We start from the raw sequence: 14790 nt of genomic DNA on the forward strand, positions 1-14790 counted from the left end.
GTGAGCGATCCCCCCTCTACCCGCTGTAAACCTGGGTTTGGTGCATTTTTTAATACAAATTAAAAAAGCCCCGGCCGACCTGCCGGCCGGGTTGGCAGCCTTTCGGGCTTGGCCGAAAGGCTGCCAAGCGTCAGGCCATTTGATGACGCGTTGCAAACCGTTCCTCGGCCAGTTCGTTGGCGATCGCGCCGGTCGGCCGGCCGCTTTCGTCAGCCCGATCGAACAGTTCGTTGAGGGTGTCGGCGATGGTTTCGATATGGGCGGTCACCTTCTCCGGGGTGTGGCCGACCCGCTCGTAGAAGATGTCGATGATGCCGCCGGCGTTGATTGCGAAGTCCGGCGCGTACAGGATGCCGCGCTGGCGCAGCATCGCATCGTGACGGGCTTCGGCCAGCTGGTTGTTGGCGGCGCCGGCCACCACCGCGGCCTTCAGTTGCGGGATGATCTCATCGTTCAGGATGGCACCCATTGCGCAGGGCGCGATCACGTCCACGTTCAGCGTCAGGATCTGGTCGGACGGCACCACGGTGGCGCCCAGTTCGGCGACCGCGCGGTCCAGCTGATCCTGGTGGATGTCGCTGACGAACAGTTCGGCACCGGCGGTGTGCAGGTGCTGGGCCAGCCGGAAGCCGACGTTGCCGACACCCTGTACCGCCACTTTCAGGCCGCTCAGGTCGCTGCGGCCGAGGCGGTGCTGTACCGCCGCCTTCAGGCCGATGAAGGTGCCGTAGGCGGTGGCCGGAGACGGGTCGCCGCTGGACGGCTGGCCGTCGATGCCGGTGCGCTCGACGATGCCGGCGACGTTCTTGGTGTAACGGCCCATCACCCGCAGGTCCGGCACGCTGGTGCCGGAGTCCTCGGCGGCGATGTAGCTGCCGCCGAGCTGTTCCAGGCAGCGGCCCATCTTTTCCAGCAGCGCCTCGCTCTTGTGCTTGCGCGGATCGCCGATGATCACCGACTTGCCGCCGCCCAGGTCCAGGTTGGCCAGCGCCGACTTGTAGGTCATGCCGCGGGACAGCCGCAGCACGTCGGTCAGCGCGTCCTGGTCGCTGGCGTACGGGAACATCCGGCAGCCGCCCAGCGCCGGGCCGCGGTTGCTGTTGTGCACGGCGACGATCGCCTTCAGGCCGCTTTCGGCGTCGCAGAAGAAGTGTACCTGTTCGTGGTTGTCGAACTCTTTGTGGCTGAATACGCTCATTCTGATGTCTCTCTGAAATTCTTTAATTCTTTTATTTCTTTACGTATTGGGGCTCAGACGGCGGCGCGCTGCGCCACTTCCGCCTGCGGCGCCAAACGGGCCAGCAGCTGTTCGCGCTGCTGCTGGGCCTTCTCGTAGTTGGCATCCTTGACCGGGCCGTAGCCGCGGATGCTCTGCGGCAGCTCGGCCAGCGCGCAGGCATCGGTCTGGTTGGCGGCATTCAAGGTGGTCAGCAGCTGGCGGATGTCGCGTTCGTACTGACGGATCAGCTTGCGCTCCAGCCGGCGGTCGGCGCTGTAGCCGAACGGGTCCAGCGGGGTGCCGCGCAGAGTACGCAGCTTGCTGAGCAGGCGGAACGCCGGCAGCACGCGCTCGCTGAACTTGCGCTTCTTCGGCCGGCCGGTGGCCGGGTCGACCTTGCTGATCATCGGCGGCGCCAGGTTGAACTCCAGTTCGAAGTCGCCTTCGAACTGGCTCTTCAGCTGGGCGCGGAACTGCTCGGAACTGAGCAGCCGGGCCACCTCGTATTCATCCTTGTAGGCCAGCAGTTTGGCGTAGTTTTCCGCCACGGCGCGGCTCAGCCGTTCGCCGCCGACAGCGGCTTTCTCACGCTGCTGCACCTCGCGCACCAGCGCCTCGTAGCGGTCGGCCAGGGCGGCGTTCTGGTACTCGGTCAGGTGGCGTTTTTCACGCTTGATGATCTCTTCCAGGCCCGGCACGAACTGCAGTACCTGTACCGCGTCGGCCTTGGCCGGCTTGATCAGCGCTTCCACCGCGGCGCGGTCGTGGGCGGCGCGGCGGCCCCACAGGAACGCCTGCTTGTTGGCGTCGACGGCGGCGCCGTTCAGCTCGATCGCCTGTTCGATTGCGTCGCGGCCCAGCGGGATGCGGCCCAGCTGCCAGGCGTAGCCGATGGTGAACAGGTTGACCGCCATGGCGTCGCCCATCAGTTCGGTGGCCAGCTTGGTGACGTCCAGGCAGTCGCTGTCGCGACTGGCGTGCTGGATCGCCTGCTGCATCGCCTCGGTCGGCACCTGCAGGTCCGGCTCGCGGGTGAACGCCGCCGGCATGGTTTCGTGGTTGTTGACGATGGCGAAGCTGCGTTCGCGGTCCAACTTGCCGAGTGCTTCCTCGCTGGCGCCGACCATCAGGTCGAAGCCGATCATGCAGTCGGTCTCACCGGCCGGGATACGTACGGTGTGGATCTGCTGCTGGCTGTTGGCGATGCGGATATGGCTCATCACCGCGCCGAATTTCTGTGCCAGGCCGATCTGGTCCAGCACGCCGACGCCCTTGCCTTCGACATGGGCGGCCATGCCCAGCAGCGCACTGACGGTCACCACGCCGGTGCCGCCGACGCCGGTCAGCAGCAGGTTGTACGGGGTGCTGCAATCCGGCAGCTGCGGCTCCGGCAGCTCGGCGAACTGGGTGTCGCTGGACAGCCCCGGCGCCTTGCGCAGCTTGCCGCCCTTGACGGTGACGAAGCTCGGGCAGAAGCCGCTGACACAGCTGAAATCCTTGTTACAGGCGGACTGGTCGATCTGCCGCTTGCGGCCGCGCTCGGTTTCCAGCGGCAGCACCGACAGGCAGTTGGATTGCACGCCGCAGTCGCCGCAGCCTTCGCAGACTTCCGGGTTGATCACCACCCGCTTGTCCGGGTCCGGCATCTGACCGCGCTTGCGGCGGCGACGCTTCTCGGCGGCGCAGGTCTGATCGTAGATCATCGCGGTGCAGCCTTCGATCTCGCGCAGCTCGCGCTGCACCGCCATCAGTTCGTCGCGGTGGTGGAAGGTGACGCCGTCGGCGAAATCGGCCCGACTGGGGTACTTGTTCGGCTCGTCGGAGACCAGCGCGATCCGCTTGACCCCTTCGCCGTACAGCTGGTGGCTGATCTTCTGCACGGTCAGCTCGCCGTCATGCGGCTGGCCGCCGGTCATCGCCACCGCGTCGTTGTACAGCACCTTGTAGGTGATGTTGACGCCGGCCGCCACGGCGGCGCGGATCGCCAGCAGGCCGGAGTGGAAGTAGGTGCCGTCGCCCAGGTTCTGAAACACGTGCTTGTTGTCGGTGAACGGTGCCTGGCCGATCCAGGTGGCGCCTTCGCCGCCCATCTGGGTGAAGGTGTCGGTGCCGCGGTCCATCCAGGTGGCCATATAGTGGCAGCCGATACCGCCCAGCGCGCGGCTGCCTTCCGGCAGACGGGTGGAGCTGTTGTGCGGGCAGCCGGAGCAGAAGTGCGGAGTGCGTTCCAGCAGCGCGCGCGGCTGGGCCAGTTCGGCCTCTTTCTCGGCCAGGAACTTCAGCCGGGTGGCGATCTGCTGGCTGTTGTGGAACGGCGCGATACGGGCGGCGATGGCGCGGGCGATCATCGCCGGGGTCAGCTCGCCGCGCGAGGTCAGCAGTTCACGGCCCTGGTCGTCACGCTTGCCGACCACGGTCGGACGCTGCTGGTCCTGCCAGCTGTACAGCTGGTCTCTCAGCTGGTCTTCGATCAGGCCGCGCTTCTCTTCGACCACCAGGATCTCCGGGTAGCCCTGGGCGAATTCGCGCACGCCGACCGGTTCCAGCGGCCAAGGCATGGCCACCTTGTACAGGCCGATACCCAGCTCGGATGCCTGGGCGTGGCTGATGCCGAGGTCTTCCAGCGCCTGCAGCACGTCCAGGTAGGATTTACCGGTGGTAACGATGGCCAGGCGTGGCTGGCTCGGCTGGATGACGATCTTGTCCAGCCGGTTGGCGCGGCAGAATGCCTGGGCGGCGCGGATCTTGTAGTTGTGCAGCCGCTCTTCCTGGGCCATCGGCTTGTCCGGCCAGCGGGCGTTGAGGCCGTCGGCCGGCAGTTCGAAATCTTCCGGAATCACGATGTTGATGCGGGCCGGGTCCAGGTCGGCGGAGATCGAGCTATCCATCAGTTCGGCCAGCGCCTTGAAGCCGACCCAGCAGCCGCTGAAGCGGGACATCGCCCAGCCGTACAGGCCCAGGTCCAGCATCTCCTGGATGCCGCTGGGGTAGAGCACCGGCATCATCGCGTCCATGAACGCGTAGTCGGACTGGTGCGGCAGGGTGGAGGACTTGCAGGCGTGGTCGTCGCCGGCCACCGCCAGTACGCCGCCCAGCGGCGTGGTGCCGAAGGCGTTGGCGTGCTTCAGCACGTCGCCGGTGCGATCGACACCGGGGCCCTTGCCGTACCAGAGGGCGAACACGCCGTCATACTTGGCGCCTTCGAAAATATTGGCCTGCTGGGAGCCCCAGACGGCGGTGGCGGCCAGGTCTTCGTTGATACCCGGCTGGAAGGTGATATTGCGGTCTTTCAGGTAGTGGCGTGCCTGCCACAGGGTCTTGTCGAAGCCGCCCAGCGGCGAGCCGCGGTAGCCGGAGATGAAGCCGGCGGTATGGTGGCCGTTCTGCTTGTCCAGCTCGGCCTGCAGCATCGGCAGACGGGTCAGCGCCTGGCTGCCGGTCAGGTAGACGCGGCCGCTGCTCTGTTCCCACTTGTCGTTCAGCGTAATCTTCTTGCTCATCGGAATCCCTCCTGACACCTGGCGTTAGGCTGCAGCGGGGCAGCTGCTTCAGGTGCGAAACAGTAAAAACGGAACGGAAAATCGGCTCAGATCAGGCGCAACGAGATGCGGCTGAGCGGCGCGAACCGGGTTTGGGATACTGCTTGTATTGGAGTCTGCGCCGGGACGGCGCCGGAAACGGAGCGGGCAGATGGCGCAACGAAACTGCGGCCACACGCGGTATGGAAGTTCAACATGATTTCACCGTACCCATTGCCGGATCACGGCCTGGGCCCTGTATTGTTTTTATTCTCGCCGGCCGAGTCAGCCGGTCAGGTTGTTCCGCCCTTGTGGGGCGGAACGATGAAAGACCATATCAAAGTTTGATCAATATTCAAACAGAAAAATCAGTGATTTCCCTGATTATTGCTTGATCACTTTTGCCAGTGCATCGGCGATGGTTTCGATGTTGTTGCTGTTAAGGCCGGCAACGTTGACGCGGCTGGAGTCGACCATGTAGATGGCGTGCTCCTGCTTCATCCGGGCGACCTGTTCCGGGCTCAGGCCGAGGAACGAGAACATGCCCTGCTGCTGGGCGATGAAGGCCATGTCCAGGTCGCGCAGCGCCATCTGCTGCACCAGCTGCTGGCGCAGGTTCAGGATGCGGTGGGTCATGCCGTCCAGCTCCTGCTGCCAGTTCTGGCGCAGTTCGGCATCGCCGAGGATGGTTTCCACCACCGCGGCGCCGTGCGACGGCGGCATCGAGTAGTGGCTGCGGATGGTGCTGAACAACTGTGAGGCGCTGTTGGCGGCCTGTTCGGCATTGGCCGACAGCAGCATCAGGAAGCCGGTCCGCTCGCGGTACAGGCCGAAGTTCTTCGAGCAGGAGGCGGCGACCACCATCTCCGGCACGGCGGCGGCGATCAGCCGCAGGCCGGCGGCGTCCTGGTCCAGCCCCTGGCCGAGGCCCTGGTAGGCGATGTCGACGAACGGCAGCAGCCCTTTCTCCACCACCAGGTCGCTGACCGCCTGCCACTGTTCGAGGCTGAGGTCGGCGCCGCTCGGGTTGTGGCAGCAGCCGTGCAGCAGTACCACGTCACCGGCGCGGGCCTGCTTGAGATCTTCCATCATCTCGTCGAACGCCACGCCATGGGTGTTTTTGTCATAGTATCGGTACTGTTCGATAGCGAGGCCGGCACCGCCCAGCAGCGGGATGTGGTTGCCCCAGGTCGGGTTGCTGACCCAGATCCGGGTGTCGGCGTTGCAACGCTTCAGGAATTCCGCCGCCATGCGCAGCGCGCCGCAGCCGCCCGGGGTCTGGGCATAGGTCAACCGGCCGCTGCTCAGCAGCGGGTTGCCGGTGCCCAGTAGCAGCTCGGCAACGGCGTTGTTGTAGCCTTCGGAACCGGCCGGGCCGATGTAGCTCTTGCTGGTTTCCTGCTCCAGCAGGCGCTGTTCGGCCAGCTTGACCGCCTGCATCACCGGGGTGTTGCCCTGTTCGTCTTTGTAGATACCGATACCCAGGTCAATCTTGTTGCTGCGCTCATCGGCACGGTATTGCAGCATCAGTTGCAGGATCGGGTCCTGCGGCAAAGCTTTCAGATGTTCAAACATAGCTTTTATTCTTCTGTCCTGTACCAAAAAAAGGTGTTAACGGCGGGTCCTTTATCCTTGTCTCAGCCAAGGAAAAAGGACCCCCGGGCGGGCTTGGAATCGCCCGGCGCCGTTAACGAAGTGGTGCATATTAAGCTGCGGCATCGGTGAATTGCACCGGTTGCTTCAGCTCAGCCAGGAATTTCTTCTGCTGTTCGGCGACCTTCTCGGCGGCCTGTTCGCGCACCGGGCCGAAACCGCGTACTTCATTCGGCAGCGCGGCCAGCTTGACCGCCACCGCGTGGTTGTCGGCGTTGGTGTCGCGTACCAGGGTGTCAAGCAGCGCTTCGTAGTTGGCCAGCAGCTGGCGGTCCAGCTTGCGGTCGGCGCTGTGGCGGAACGGGTCCAGCAGGCCGCCGCGCATGCCGCGCAGACCGGTCAGCAGTTTCAGCCCTTTCAGCATCCAGGGGCCGAACTTGCGCTTCTTCGGCCGGCCTTTGCTGTCCAGCTTGTTGGACAGCAGCGGCGGCGCCATGTGGAAGTTGATGCTGTACTCGCCCTCGAAGGTCTGTTCGATCTCCTGCAGGAAGTCGGTCTCGGTGAACAGCCGTGCAACCTCATACTCATCTTTATAGGCCATCAGGCGGAACAGCTGCTCGGTGGCGGCGCGGGTCAGCGTCAGCTCATCGTTGCCCAGCGCCTGCTCGGCGGCACGAACCTTGGCGATACGCTGCTCGAAACGCTCGGCGTAGGTGCCGTTCTGGTACTTGCGCAGGTAGTCGCTGTGGCGGGCGATACGCTGATCCAGGGTTTCTTCGGCGATCTCCGCCTTCGGCGTCACCGCCTGGTTGACGAAGTCGCGGTCCGCCGCCGCCAGACGGCCCCAGCCGAAGGCGGTTTTGTTGGCGTCGATCTGCACGCCGTTCAGTTCGATGGCACGCTCCAGCGCCGCCAGCGATACCGGGATCAGGCCGCGCTGCCAGGCGAAGCCGAGCATCATCACGTTGGCAAATACGGTGTTGCCCATCAGCTGTTCGGCGATGCGGTTGGCGTCCATGGTGTCGAAGCGGTTGTCGCCGACCGCCTCGGCCAGCAGGTTCAGCCGCTGGCGGCCCTGCATGTCGGCGTCACGGAACAGTACGTAGTCGGCGGTCGGCATCTCGGCCTCGTTGACCACCGCCTTGGTGTGATCCTTGTGCAGCACGCTGAGCGCCTTCTGCGAGGTGGCTACCACCATGTCGCAGGCGACCAGCGCGTCGGCACGGCCGTTGTCGATCCGTACCTGGTTCAACTGGTCCGGCTGCTGGGCCAGGCGGATGTAGCTCAGTACCATGCCGCCTTTCTGGGCGAAGCCCATGAAGTCCAGCACGCTGGCGCCCTTGCCTTCCAGGTGGGCCGCCATGGTGATCAGCTGACCGACGGTCACCACGCCGGTACCGCCGACGCCGCCGACCAGCAGGTCGTAGCTGCCGTTCAGCGCCGGGCTGAGCGGCTGCGGCAGGGCGCTGACGCGGCTGTGGAAGCTGTCGCCGACCGCCTGCGCCTGTTTGCGGCGCAGCTGGCCGCCTTCGACGGTGACGAAGCTCGGGCAGAAGCCGTTGACGCAGGAGAAGTCCTTGTTGCAGCTGGACTGGTCGATCTGGCGCTTGCGGCCCAGTTCGGTCTGGCGCGGTACCACCGACAGGCAGTTGGACTGCACCGAGCAGTCGCCGCAGCCTTCGCAGACGTGGTGGTTGATCATCACCCGCTTGGCCGGGTCCGGGAACTGGCCGCGCTTGCGGCGACGGCGCTTCTCGGCGGCGCAGGTCTGGTCGTAAATGATCACCGTGACGCCCTTGATCTCGCGCAGTTCGCGCTGGATCGCGTCCAGCTCGTCACGGTGGTGGAAGCTGACCCCTTTCGGGAAGCGGTCGAAGTGTCCGTCGTACTTCTCCGGCTCGTCGCTGAGCACCACCACCCGCTTGGCCCCTTCGGAGGTGACCTGCTGGGCGATCGCGTCGACGGTGATCTGGCCGTCCACCGGCTGGCCGCCGGTCATCGCCACCGCATCGTTGAACAGGATCTTGTAGGTGATGTTGGCGCCGGCGGCGATCGCCTGGCGGATCGCCATCGAGCCGGAGTGGAAATAGGTGCCTTCACCGAGGTTCTGGAAGATATGGCCGTTGCCGGTAAAGCGCGACTTGGCCACCCAGTTGACCCCTTCGCCGCCCATCTGGATCAGCGATTCGGTGTCGCGGCCCATCCAACTGGCCATGAAGTGGCAGCCGATGCCGGCCAGCGCCTTGGAGCCTTCCGGTACCTTGGTGGAGCTGTTGTGCGGACAGCCGGAGCAGAAGTAGGGCAGACGACGTACGCCGCCCGGGTCTTTGGCATCGACGCCGCTGTGGTTGATCGCGTCCAGCTCGGCGCTGAAGTCCAGCCCGAACAGCCGGTTCAGCCGCTGCGCCAGGTAGCCGGCCAGCAGGCTGGGGCTCAGTTCGCCGACGTACGGGATCAGCGGGCTGCCGACCTCGTCCTGCTTGCCGGTGATCAGCACTTCGCCCGGACGGTCCGGTTCGGACATCGCCTCTTTGATCTGGCTCTCGATGATGCCGCGCTTCTCCTCGATGACCAGCACTTCCTGCTTGCCATGCACGTAGTCGAGGATGCCCTTGCGCTCCAGCGGCCAGACCAGACCGATCTTGTAGATCTCGATGCCCAGTTCTTCAGCGCGCGCTTCGTCGATGCCGAGCAGCGCCAGCGCTTCCATCAGGTCGAGATGGGCCTTGCCGGTGCTGACGATACCCAGCTTCGGCTTGGACGCGGACCAGATCTTCTTGTCGATCGGGTTGGCACGGGCGAACGCCTGCACGGCGGCCAGTTTGTGCTCGATACGGGTTTCCAGCTGCGGCCCCGGCAGGTCCGGCCAGCGGTAGTGCAGGCCGCTTTCCGGCGGCGTGAAATCGGTCGGGATGTTGAAGGTCGGCAGCGGTTTCAGTTCGACGGAGGCGGCGCTCTCGACGGTCTCGGAGATCGCCTTGAAGCCAACCCAGCAACCGCTGTAGCGAGACAGCGCGTAGCCCCAGAGGCCAAATTCGAAGTACTCGGCAATGTTGGCCGGGTTGATGGTCGGCATGAACCAGGCCATGAACGCGACGTCGGACTGGTGCGGCATCGAGCTGGATACACAGCCGTGGTCGTCGCCGGCCACCACCAGCACACCGCCGTGCGGCGAGCTGCCGTAGGTGGTGCCGTGTTTCAGCGCGTCGCCGGCGCGGTCGACGCCCGGACCCTTGCCGTACCAGAGGCCGAAGACGCCGTCGACGGTCTTGTCTTCGTCGGTCTCCACCTGCTGGCTACCCAGCACCATGGTGGCGCCGAGGTCTTCGTTGATGGCGGGTACGAATTCGATGGCGTGCTCTTTCAGCAGCTTGCCGGCTTTCCACAGCTCCTGGTCATAGCCACCCAGCGGCGAGCCGCGGTAGCCGCTGATCAGGCCGGCACTGTTGATGCCGTCGCGGATGTCCATCTGCCGTTGCATCAGCGGCAGGCGTACCAGCGCCTGGGTACCGGTAATGAAGACCCGTCCTTCCTGACGGGTATAGCGATCTTCCAGCGCGTAGTCGTCCAGCGGCTTCTGCTCGCTCATGGCACACCTCACTTGTTTATTATTCTTGCAGCCTTCTTGCAGCCGGTCGGACTTGGCCGGTAGATCGGTAGCCGGGCCGACAGGCTGCTGGGCTCACAGCAATGACTGTTATTATTGGTGATCATTGTAGGAACTTAGTCTGGAAAGGTGCTTGCAAAGTTTGTGTGCTGATCGGGGTTGATTCGAAGGATGTTTGGATTTTTATGTATAATATGAAAGGAATTTTCAAATATCAGAGAAATGTGAAATGTCGCAGAGAGAAGAGGGGCCCCTGCTGGACAGTTACGACCGGCGCATCCTGACCGAACTGCAGCGCGATGGCCGGATCAAGAACCAGACCCTGGCCGACAAGGTGGGCTTGTCGCCGGCGGCCTGCTGGCGGCGGGTCAAGGCGCTGGAGCAGGCCGGGGTGATCCGCCGCTACACCGCCTTGGTCGATGCCGACAAGGTCGGCCGTGGCCTCTGCGTGCTGGTGATGGTGTCGCTGGTGCGCCACTCCACCGACAGCTCCGGCGAGTTCGAGGCGGCGGTACGCGACTATCCCGAGGTGTTGCAGTGCTTCGCGGTGACCGGCACCGCCGATTTCATGCTGCGGGTGGTGGTGCCGGATATGGCCGCCTACGACCGTTTCCTGACCGAGAAGCTGTTCCCGCTGCCGGACATCTCCCAAGTGCACTCCAACTTCGCGCTGCGCGAGGTCAAGCAGGACAGTGCGATTCCATTGTAGTTATTTTGCCGCCTTCCGCCTTCCGCCTTCCGCCTTCTGTCGTCCGATCGGCTGCTTCGCTGATCGGACGGAACAGTATTAAAAAAACTAAACAACCAGCGTATGGCCGTGGCGTTTCAGCCAGTCGCGCTGGGCTTTCCAGTCCGGGCAGAGTGTTTCGACCTGTTGCCAGAATGCCGCCGAGTGGTTCGGGTGGACCAGGTGGGAGACCTCGTGGGCGACCAGGTAGTCGATCACCGGCTCCGGCGCCGCCAGGATCAGCCAGTTGTACTGCAGGTCGCCGCGGTGGGTGCAGTGGCCCCATTTCGAGCGGGTGCGACGTACCCGTACCTGGCCGACCGGCCGGCCGATCCGCGCCGCCAGGGTGCGTGATTTTTCATCCAATAGTCGCAATGCCTGCTGGCGGTACCACTGCTCCAGCAGACGCTGAACGGCGGCCTGCTGGCGGGTCGGGTCCGCTTGTCGGCGCAGCCGTACGATCAACTGCTCGCCAATCCGCTCCACCTCGCCACGGCTGGCGGGCAGGATCCGCAGCTTCAATGGCCGGCCCAGGTAATCGAACGGCTCGCCATCGATATACTGTTTTTCCAGCAGTGGTCCGGCCTGCTTGAACAGCGCCAGTTTCTGCTCGATCCAGCCGGCCTTGCGGCGCAGCACCCGGTCGATCTCCTGCTGATCCAGCTGGCTGGGCACGCTGACGGTGACCCCGTCGGGGGCGACCCGGATGCCGATGGTGCGGCGGCGGGCGGAACGTTTGAGTCGGTAGTCGAAACTGAATCGGGACATGGTGACGGACTTGTTTAGATACGGCGGTTTGATCCGGCAGCCTAGCGGAAATCCACCGCCCGGTGAATTCGGGGAGTCCCTCGATTGCCACTTGTATCTGTTAGCGCCGCGTCGGTGCTAGCAAAAACTTATTTAGCAGGCGCTAAATAAGCCGTTCGGCGACTAGATAGTTTCATATTGAATGGACATACTTAACCCCGATGTCCATCGCGTCTGTTTGAATTCGCGATGCGTGAGTTAACCAAGGAATGACCAGAAGAATAATATGGCACCCTTCCAGACAGAGCTGCGACGCGCGCTGCGCGGTATCAGCAGCGTATTTTTGGCGCTCGGCAGTGCGGCGGCTTTGGCTGCCGACGATCCCGCGTTTTTGTTTACCGAGCAGGATTACCTGAGCGATATCCCGGAGGTGATCTCCGCCACCCGGATGTCGCAGAAGCTGACCCAAGCACCGGCGGCGATCACCATCATTGATCAAGAGACCATCCGGGCGGCGGGCGTCATCGAAGTGACCGACCTGTTCCGGCTGGTGCCGGGGATGCAGGCGTTCAACGTGGCCCACAACAAGTTCGGTGTCACCTACCACGGTGTCAGCGATAACTTTCCCACCAAATTGGAGGTGATGGTGGACGGCCGCAGTATCTACCTGCCGCTGCTGTCCACGGTGGACTGGGGCAGCCTGGGGCTGGCGTTGGAGGATATCTCCCATATCGAGGTGGTGCGCGGCTCCAACGTGCCGGCCTATGGTTCCAACGCCTTTCTCGGGGCGATCAATATCGTCACCCGCAGCCCGCTGGCCGAAGTCGAGCAGAACTCGATTAAAACGGTGCAGGGGGCGCAGGGCACCCAGCACTACGAGTTCCGTCACAGTGGCATGGGCGAGTGGGCCAACTACCGGATCAGCGGCGGTTATCGCAGCAATGACGGCACCGATCTGTTCGGCGACAGTGAGATCGACCGCTATTTCAACTTTGCCAGCTCGTTTTCGCCCAGCCTGAACGACACCGTCGAACTGCAACTGGGCGCCACCGACGGCCATGTCGATCTGGTGGCCGGCGATAAACTGGATGGTCCGGTCGACCGGCGCCAGAACGAGAGCAATTACCAGTACCTGCGCTGGAACCGGATTCTCGACGGCCGGCAAGATCTGCAGCTGTCGCTGTACCGCAACTACCTGGACCTGGATACCGAGCTGCTCAGCGCCGAGCAGGTGATCGTCCGCGAGGTCGATGCGATTGACGACCTGGCGACCGCTCATCTGTTCGCCCTGTCACAGGGGCTGGACGGCACCTTCCTGCGGGCCGATGCTGAGCATGGCAGCACCGAGACCTGGGATACCGAACTGCAGTACACCGGCCACCTCGACGACCGCTGGAGCCTGATTCTAGGCGGCGGTTACCGCTACGAAACCGCTGCCAGCGACAGTTTGCTGGCCTCCTCGGCCGATATCGGCGAGGAGCGCTGGCGGCTGTTCACTAACCTGCAGTGGCTACAGAGCGACCAGCTGACCTGGAACGCCGGCATGATGTACGAGTACAGTTCGGCGATTCACACCGGCCGGGTTTCGCCCAGGCTGGCGGCGAACTACCTGCTCAGCGAAGGTACCGCAGTGCGCGCCGCCTATACCCGGGCCTACCGGATGCCGTCGCTGCTGGATGCCCATAACTCGTCCCGGATTCTGCGCAATGACGGCACGGTCTGGGACTCGATTCAGGTGTCGAACGACCAGCTCAGCCCGGAAAAACTGGACTCCTTCGAGTTGGGGCTCTATACCCGGCTGGGACAGTGGGACAGCGAACTGGACCTGCGGCTGTTCCATGAACGGGTGCGTGACGGCCTGACCACCTTCTTCTTCGTGACCGACGACATCAACGGTTTCTCCAGCCGTATCGACAATACCGCGCAATGGGATGCCAACGGCTTCGAGCTGCAGTACCGGGCGCGCCCCTGGATGGATGGTCTGCTGCAGTTGAGCTATGGCTACGTCAATATCGACGGCACCCGCGACCGGGGCGTCAAGGATCCGGATCAGGCGGAGTTTGCCGGCGGCGCCGAGTCGATCGATAATGCGGCACCGGAGAACACCCTGTCGTTGCTGCTCAGCCAGCACTTTTCCGGCGGTTGGCAAGCCAGTATGGCGGTTTACCATATGAGTGATGTACGCTGGTTCGAAGGTGGCCAGCGGGAAGGCTATTGGCGCACCGACTTGAGGCTGGCGCGCACTATGCCATTGGACGCCGACTGGCGGGCAGAGCTGGCGTTGGTAGTGCAGGATGCATTCAACGAGAGCTATGCCGAATTCTACCCGTTCAACGAATTTGACAGGCGGGCATTCGTTCAGCTGCGATTAGTGCACTGAAACTGATACTCTGATCGCAAAGGACTGTGCGGATCAAAATGAAGTATAAGCGGCGTTTTAACCTCGGCCGATTCGGCGGACGGCTTTTGCTGAGCCTCTGTCTGCTGCTGTCGTCGTCACCGCTGCTGGCCAGGACGCTGGTGGTGCTGAGCGGCGATGCCGAGGTTTATCACAATGTCGCCGTTGCCCTGCGGGTGCAGTTGCGCGATTCGAGCGAGGTGCTGACGCTCGAACAGTTACGGCAAGATCCGCCAGCCGGGCTGGCGCAAAGCGATACCCTGGTGGCGGTTGGTGCCGCCGCCTTCGAGCAGCTGTTGCAGCTGCCGCCAGAGCGGCACCGGCTACTGGCCACCTTCATTCCCGAAAGTACCTACCATGCACTGCTGGCCCGCCACGGCGAAGCCTGGCGCCAGAAGCCCGGCCTCTTGTCCGCCATCTACCTTGACCAACCGCTACGGCGACAGCTGCAGCTGGCCCGCCTGGTGGTACCCAAGGCACGGCGCATCGGCACCGCGCTGGGGCCGGCGACCCGTCACCAGTTGGCCGAGTTGCAGGCCGAAGCCAAGTCGCTGAACTTCGAGCTGGTGCACGCCGAACTTTCGGCGGACGACAACCCGGTGCGCCGGCTGCAGCCGATCATCGAGCGCAGCGACCTGTTTTTGCCACTGCCGGACCAGGCGGTGTTCAACCGCACCACCGCCAAATGGATTCTCTATATCGCCTACCGCAAGCGGGTGCCGCTGATCGGCTTCTCGCGCAAGTACGTTGAAGCGGGGGCCGTGGCCGGGGTCTATTCCAGCGCCACCCAGATCGGCCGCCAGTCCGCCGAACTGCTTAACGACCGGGCCGATAAGCGCGCGCCGCTGCCGCCGCCGCAGTTTCCCAAATATTATTCCGTGATCACCAACCGGGTGGCCGCCCGTACCCTGCAGCTGGAGCTGCCGACGGATGCGGCATTGGAAGCCCGTTTGCAGGAGATGTCGCCTTGAACCCGCGGGG

8 protein-coding genes are annotated in these 14790 nt (G+C 63.8%); 3 read left to right on the forward strand and 5 right to left on the reverse strand.

All coding sequences use genetic code 11. The features are described 5' to 3' along the window. Window positions 1-130 precede the first annotated feature (130 nt). The 4 genes from K6T12_RS13145 to K6T12_RS13160 all read right to left on the reverse strand — a co-directional run bounded on the left by K6T12_RS13145 (window position 131) and on the right by K6T12_RS13160 (window position 9919). Window positions 131-1198 (reverse strand): Leu/Phe/Val dehydrogenase, encoded by a 1068-nt coding sequence (locus K6T12_RS13145; protein WP_222223230.1) that lies wholly within the window; start codon window positions 1196-1198, stop codon window positions 131-133. 53 nt (window positions 1199-1251) lie between these two features. After that, window positions 1252-4719, reverse strand: coding sequence for an indolepyruvate ferredoxin oxidoreductase family protein (locus tag K6T12_RS13150; protein ID WP_222223232.1), 3468 nt, complete (start codon window positions 4717-4719; stop codon window positions 1252-1254). Window positions 4720-5121: 402 nt separating this feature from the next. Then, window positions 5122-6312 (reverse strand): amino acid aminotransferase, encoded by a 1191-nt coding sequence (locus K6T12_RS13155; RefSeq protein ID WP_222223234.1) that lies wholly within the window; start codon window positions 6310-6312, stop codon window positions 5122-5124. Between the two features lie 130 nt (window positions 6313-6442). Continuing rightward, window positions 6443-9919: an indolepyruvate ferredoxin oxidoreductase family protein gene (locus K6T12_RS13160; protein WP_222223236.1), complete on the reverse strand. Its 3477-nt coding sequence runs from the start codon at window positions 9917-9919 to the stop codon at window positions 6443-6445. 247 nt (window positions 9920-10166) lie between these two features. Here K6T12_RS13160 and K6T12_RS13165 point away from each other — a divergent pair, with 247 nt between their 5' ends. Next, entirely contained in the window at window positions 10167-10646 is a 480-nt protein-coding gene (locus tag K6T12_RS13165; protein WP_222223238.1) for an Lrp/AsnC family transcriptional regulator, read from the forward strand. Window positions 10647-10733: 87 nt separating this feature from the next. Here K6T12_RS13165 and K6T12_RS13170 read toward each other — a convergent pair whose 3' ends face one another. After that, complete coding sequence (locus K6T12_RS13170; protein ID WP_222223240.1) at window positions 10734-11432, reverse strand: M48 family metallopeptidase; 699 nt, start codon at window positions 11430-11432, stop codon at window positions 10734-10736. Between the two features lie 265 nt (window positions 11433-11697). Between K6T12_RS13170 and K6T12_RS13175 the strand changes: the two genes are divergently transcribed. Further along, entirely contained in the window at window positions 11698-13791 is a 2094-nt protein-coding gene (locus K6T12_RS13175; RefSeq protein WP_222223242.1) for a TonB-dependent receptor plug domain-containing protein, read from the forward strand. Between the two features lie 86 nt (window positions 13792-13877). Further along, window positions 13878-14780 (forward strand): ABC transporter substrate-binding protein, encoded by a 903-nt coding sequence (locus tag K6T12_RS13180; RefSeq protein ID WP_222223244.1) that lies wholly within the window; start codon window positions 13878-13880, stop codon window positions 14778-14780. The last annotated feature ends 10 nt before the right edge of the window (window positions 14781-14790 follow it).

It is taken from the genome of Marinobacterium arenosum (assembly GCF_019795155.1).
GTDB classification, from domain to species: domain Bacteria; phylum Pseudomonadota; class Gammaproteobacteria; order Pseudomonadales; family Balneatricaceae; genus Marinobacterium_C; species Marinobacterium_C arenosum.

Coding starts and splice junctions, on each gene's coding strand:
- K6T12_RS13145 (WP_222223230.1), bottom strand. CDS start 1,198: ATGAGCGTATTCAGCCACAAAGAGTTCGACAACCACGAACAGGTACAC.
- K6T12_RS13150 (WP_222223232.1), bottom strand. CDS start 4,719: ATGAGCAAGAAGATTACGCTGAACGACAAGTGGGAACAGAGCAGCGGC.
- K6T12_RS13155 (WP_222223234.1), bottom strand. CDS start 6,312: ATGTTTGAACATCTGAAAGCTTTGCCGCAGGACCCGATCCTGCAACTG.
- K6T12_RS13160 (WP_222223236.1), bottom strand. CDS start 9,919: ATGAGCGAGCAGAAGCCGCTGGACGACTACGCGCTGGAAGATCGCTAT.
- K6T12_RS13165 (WP_222223238.1), top strand. CDS start 10,167: ATGTCGCAGAGAGAAGAGGGGCCCCTGCTGGACAGTTACGACCGGCGC.
- K6T12_RS13170 (WP_222223240.1), bottom strand. CDS start 11,432: ATGTCCCGATTCAGTTTCGACTACCGACTCAAACGTTCCGCCCGCCGC.
- K6T12_RS13175 (WP_222223242.1), top strand. CDS start 11,698: ATGGCACCCTTCCAGACAGAGCTGCGACGCGCGCTGCGCGGTATCAGC.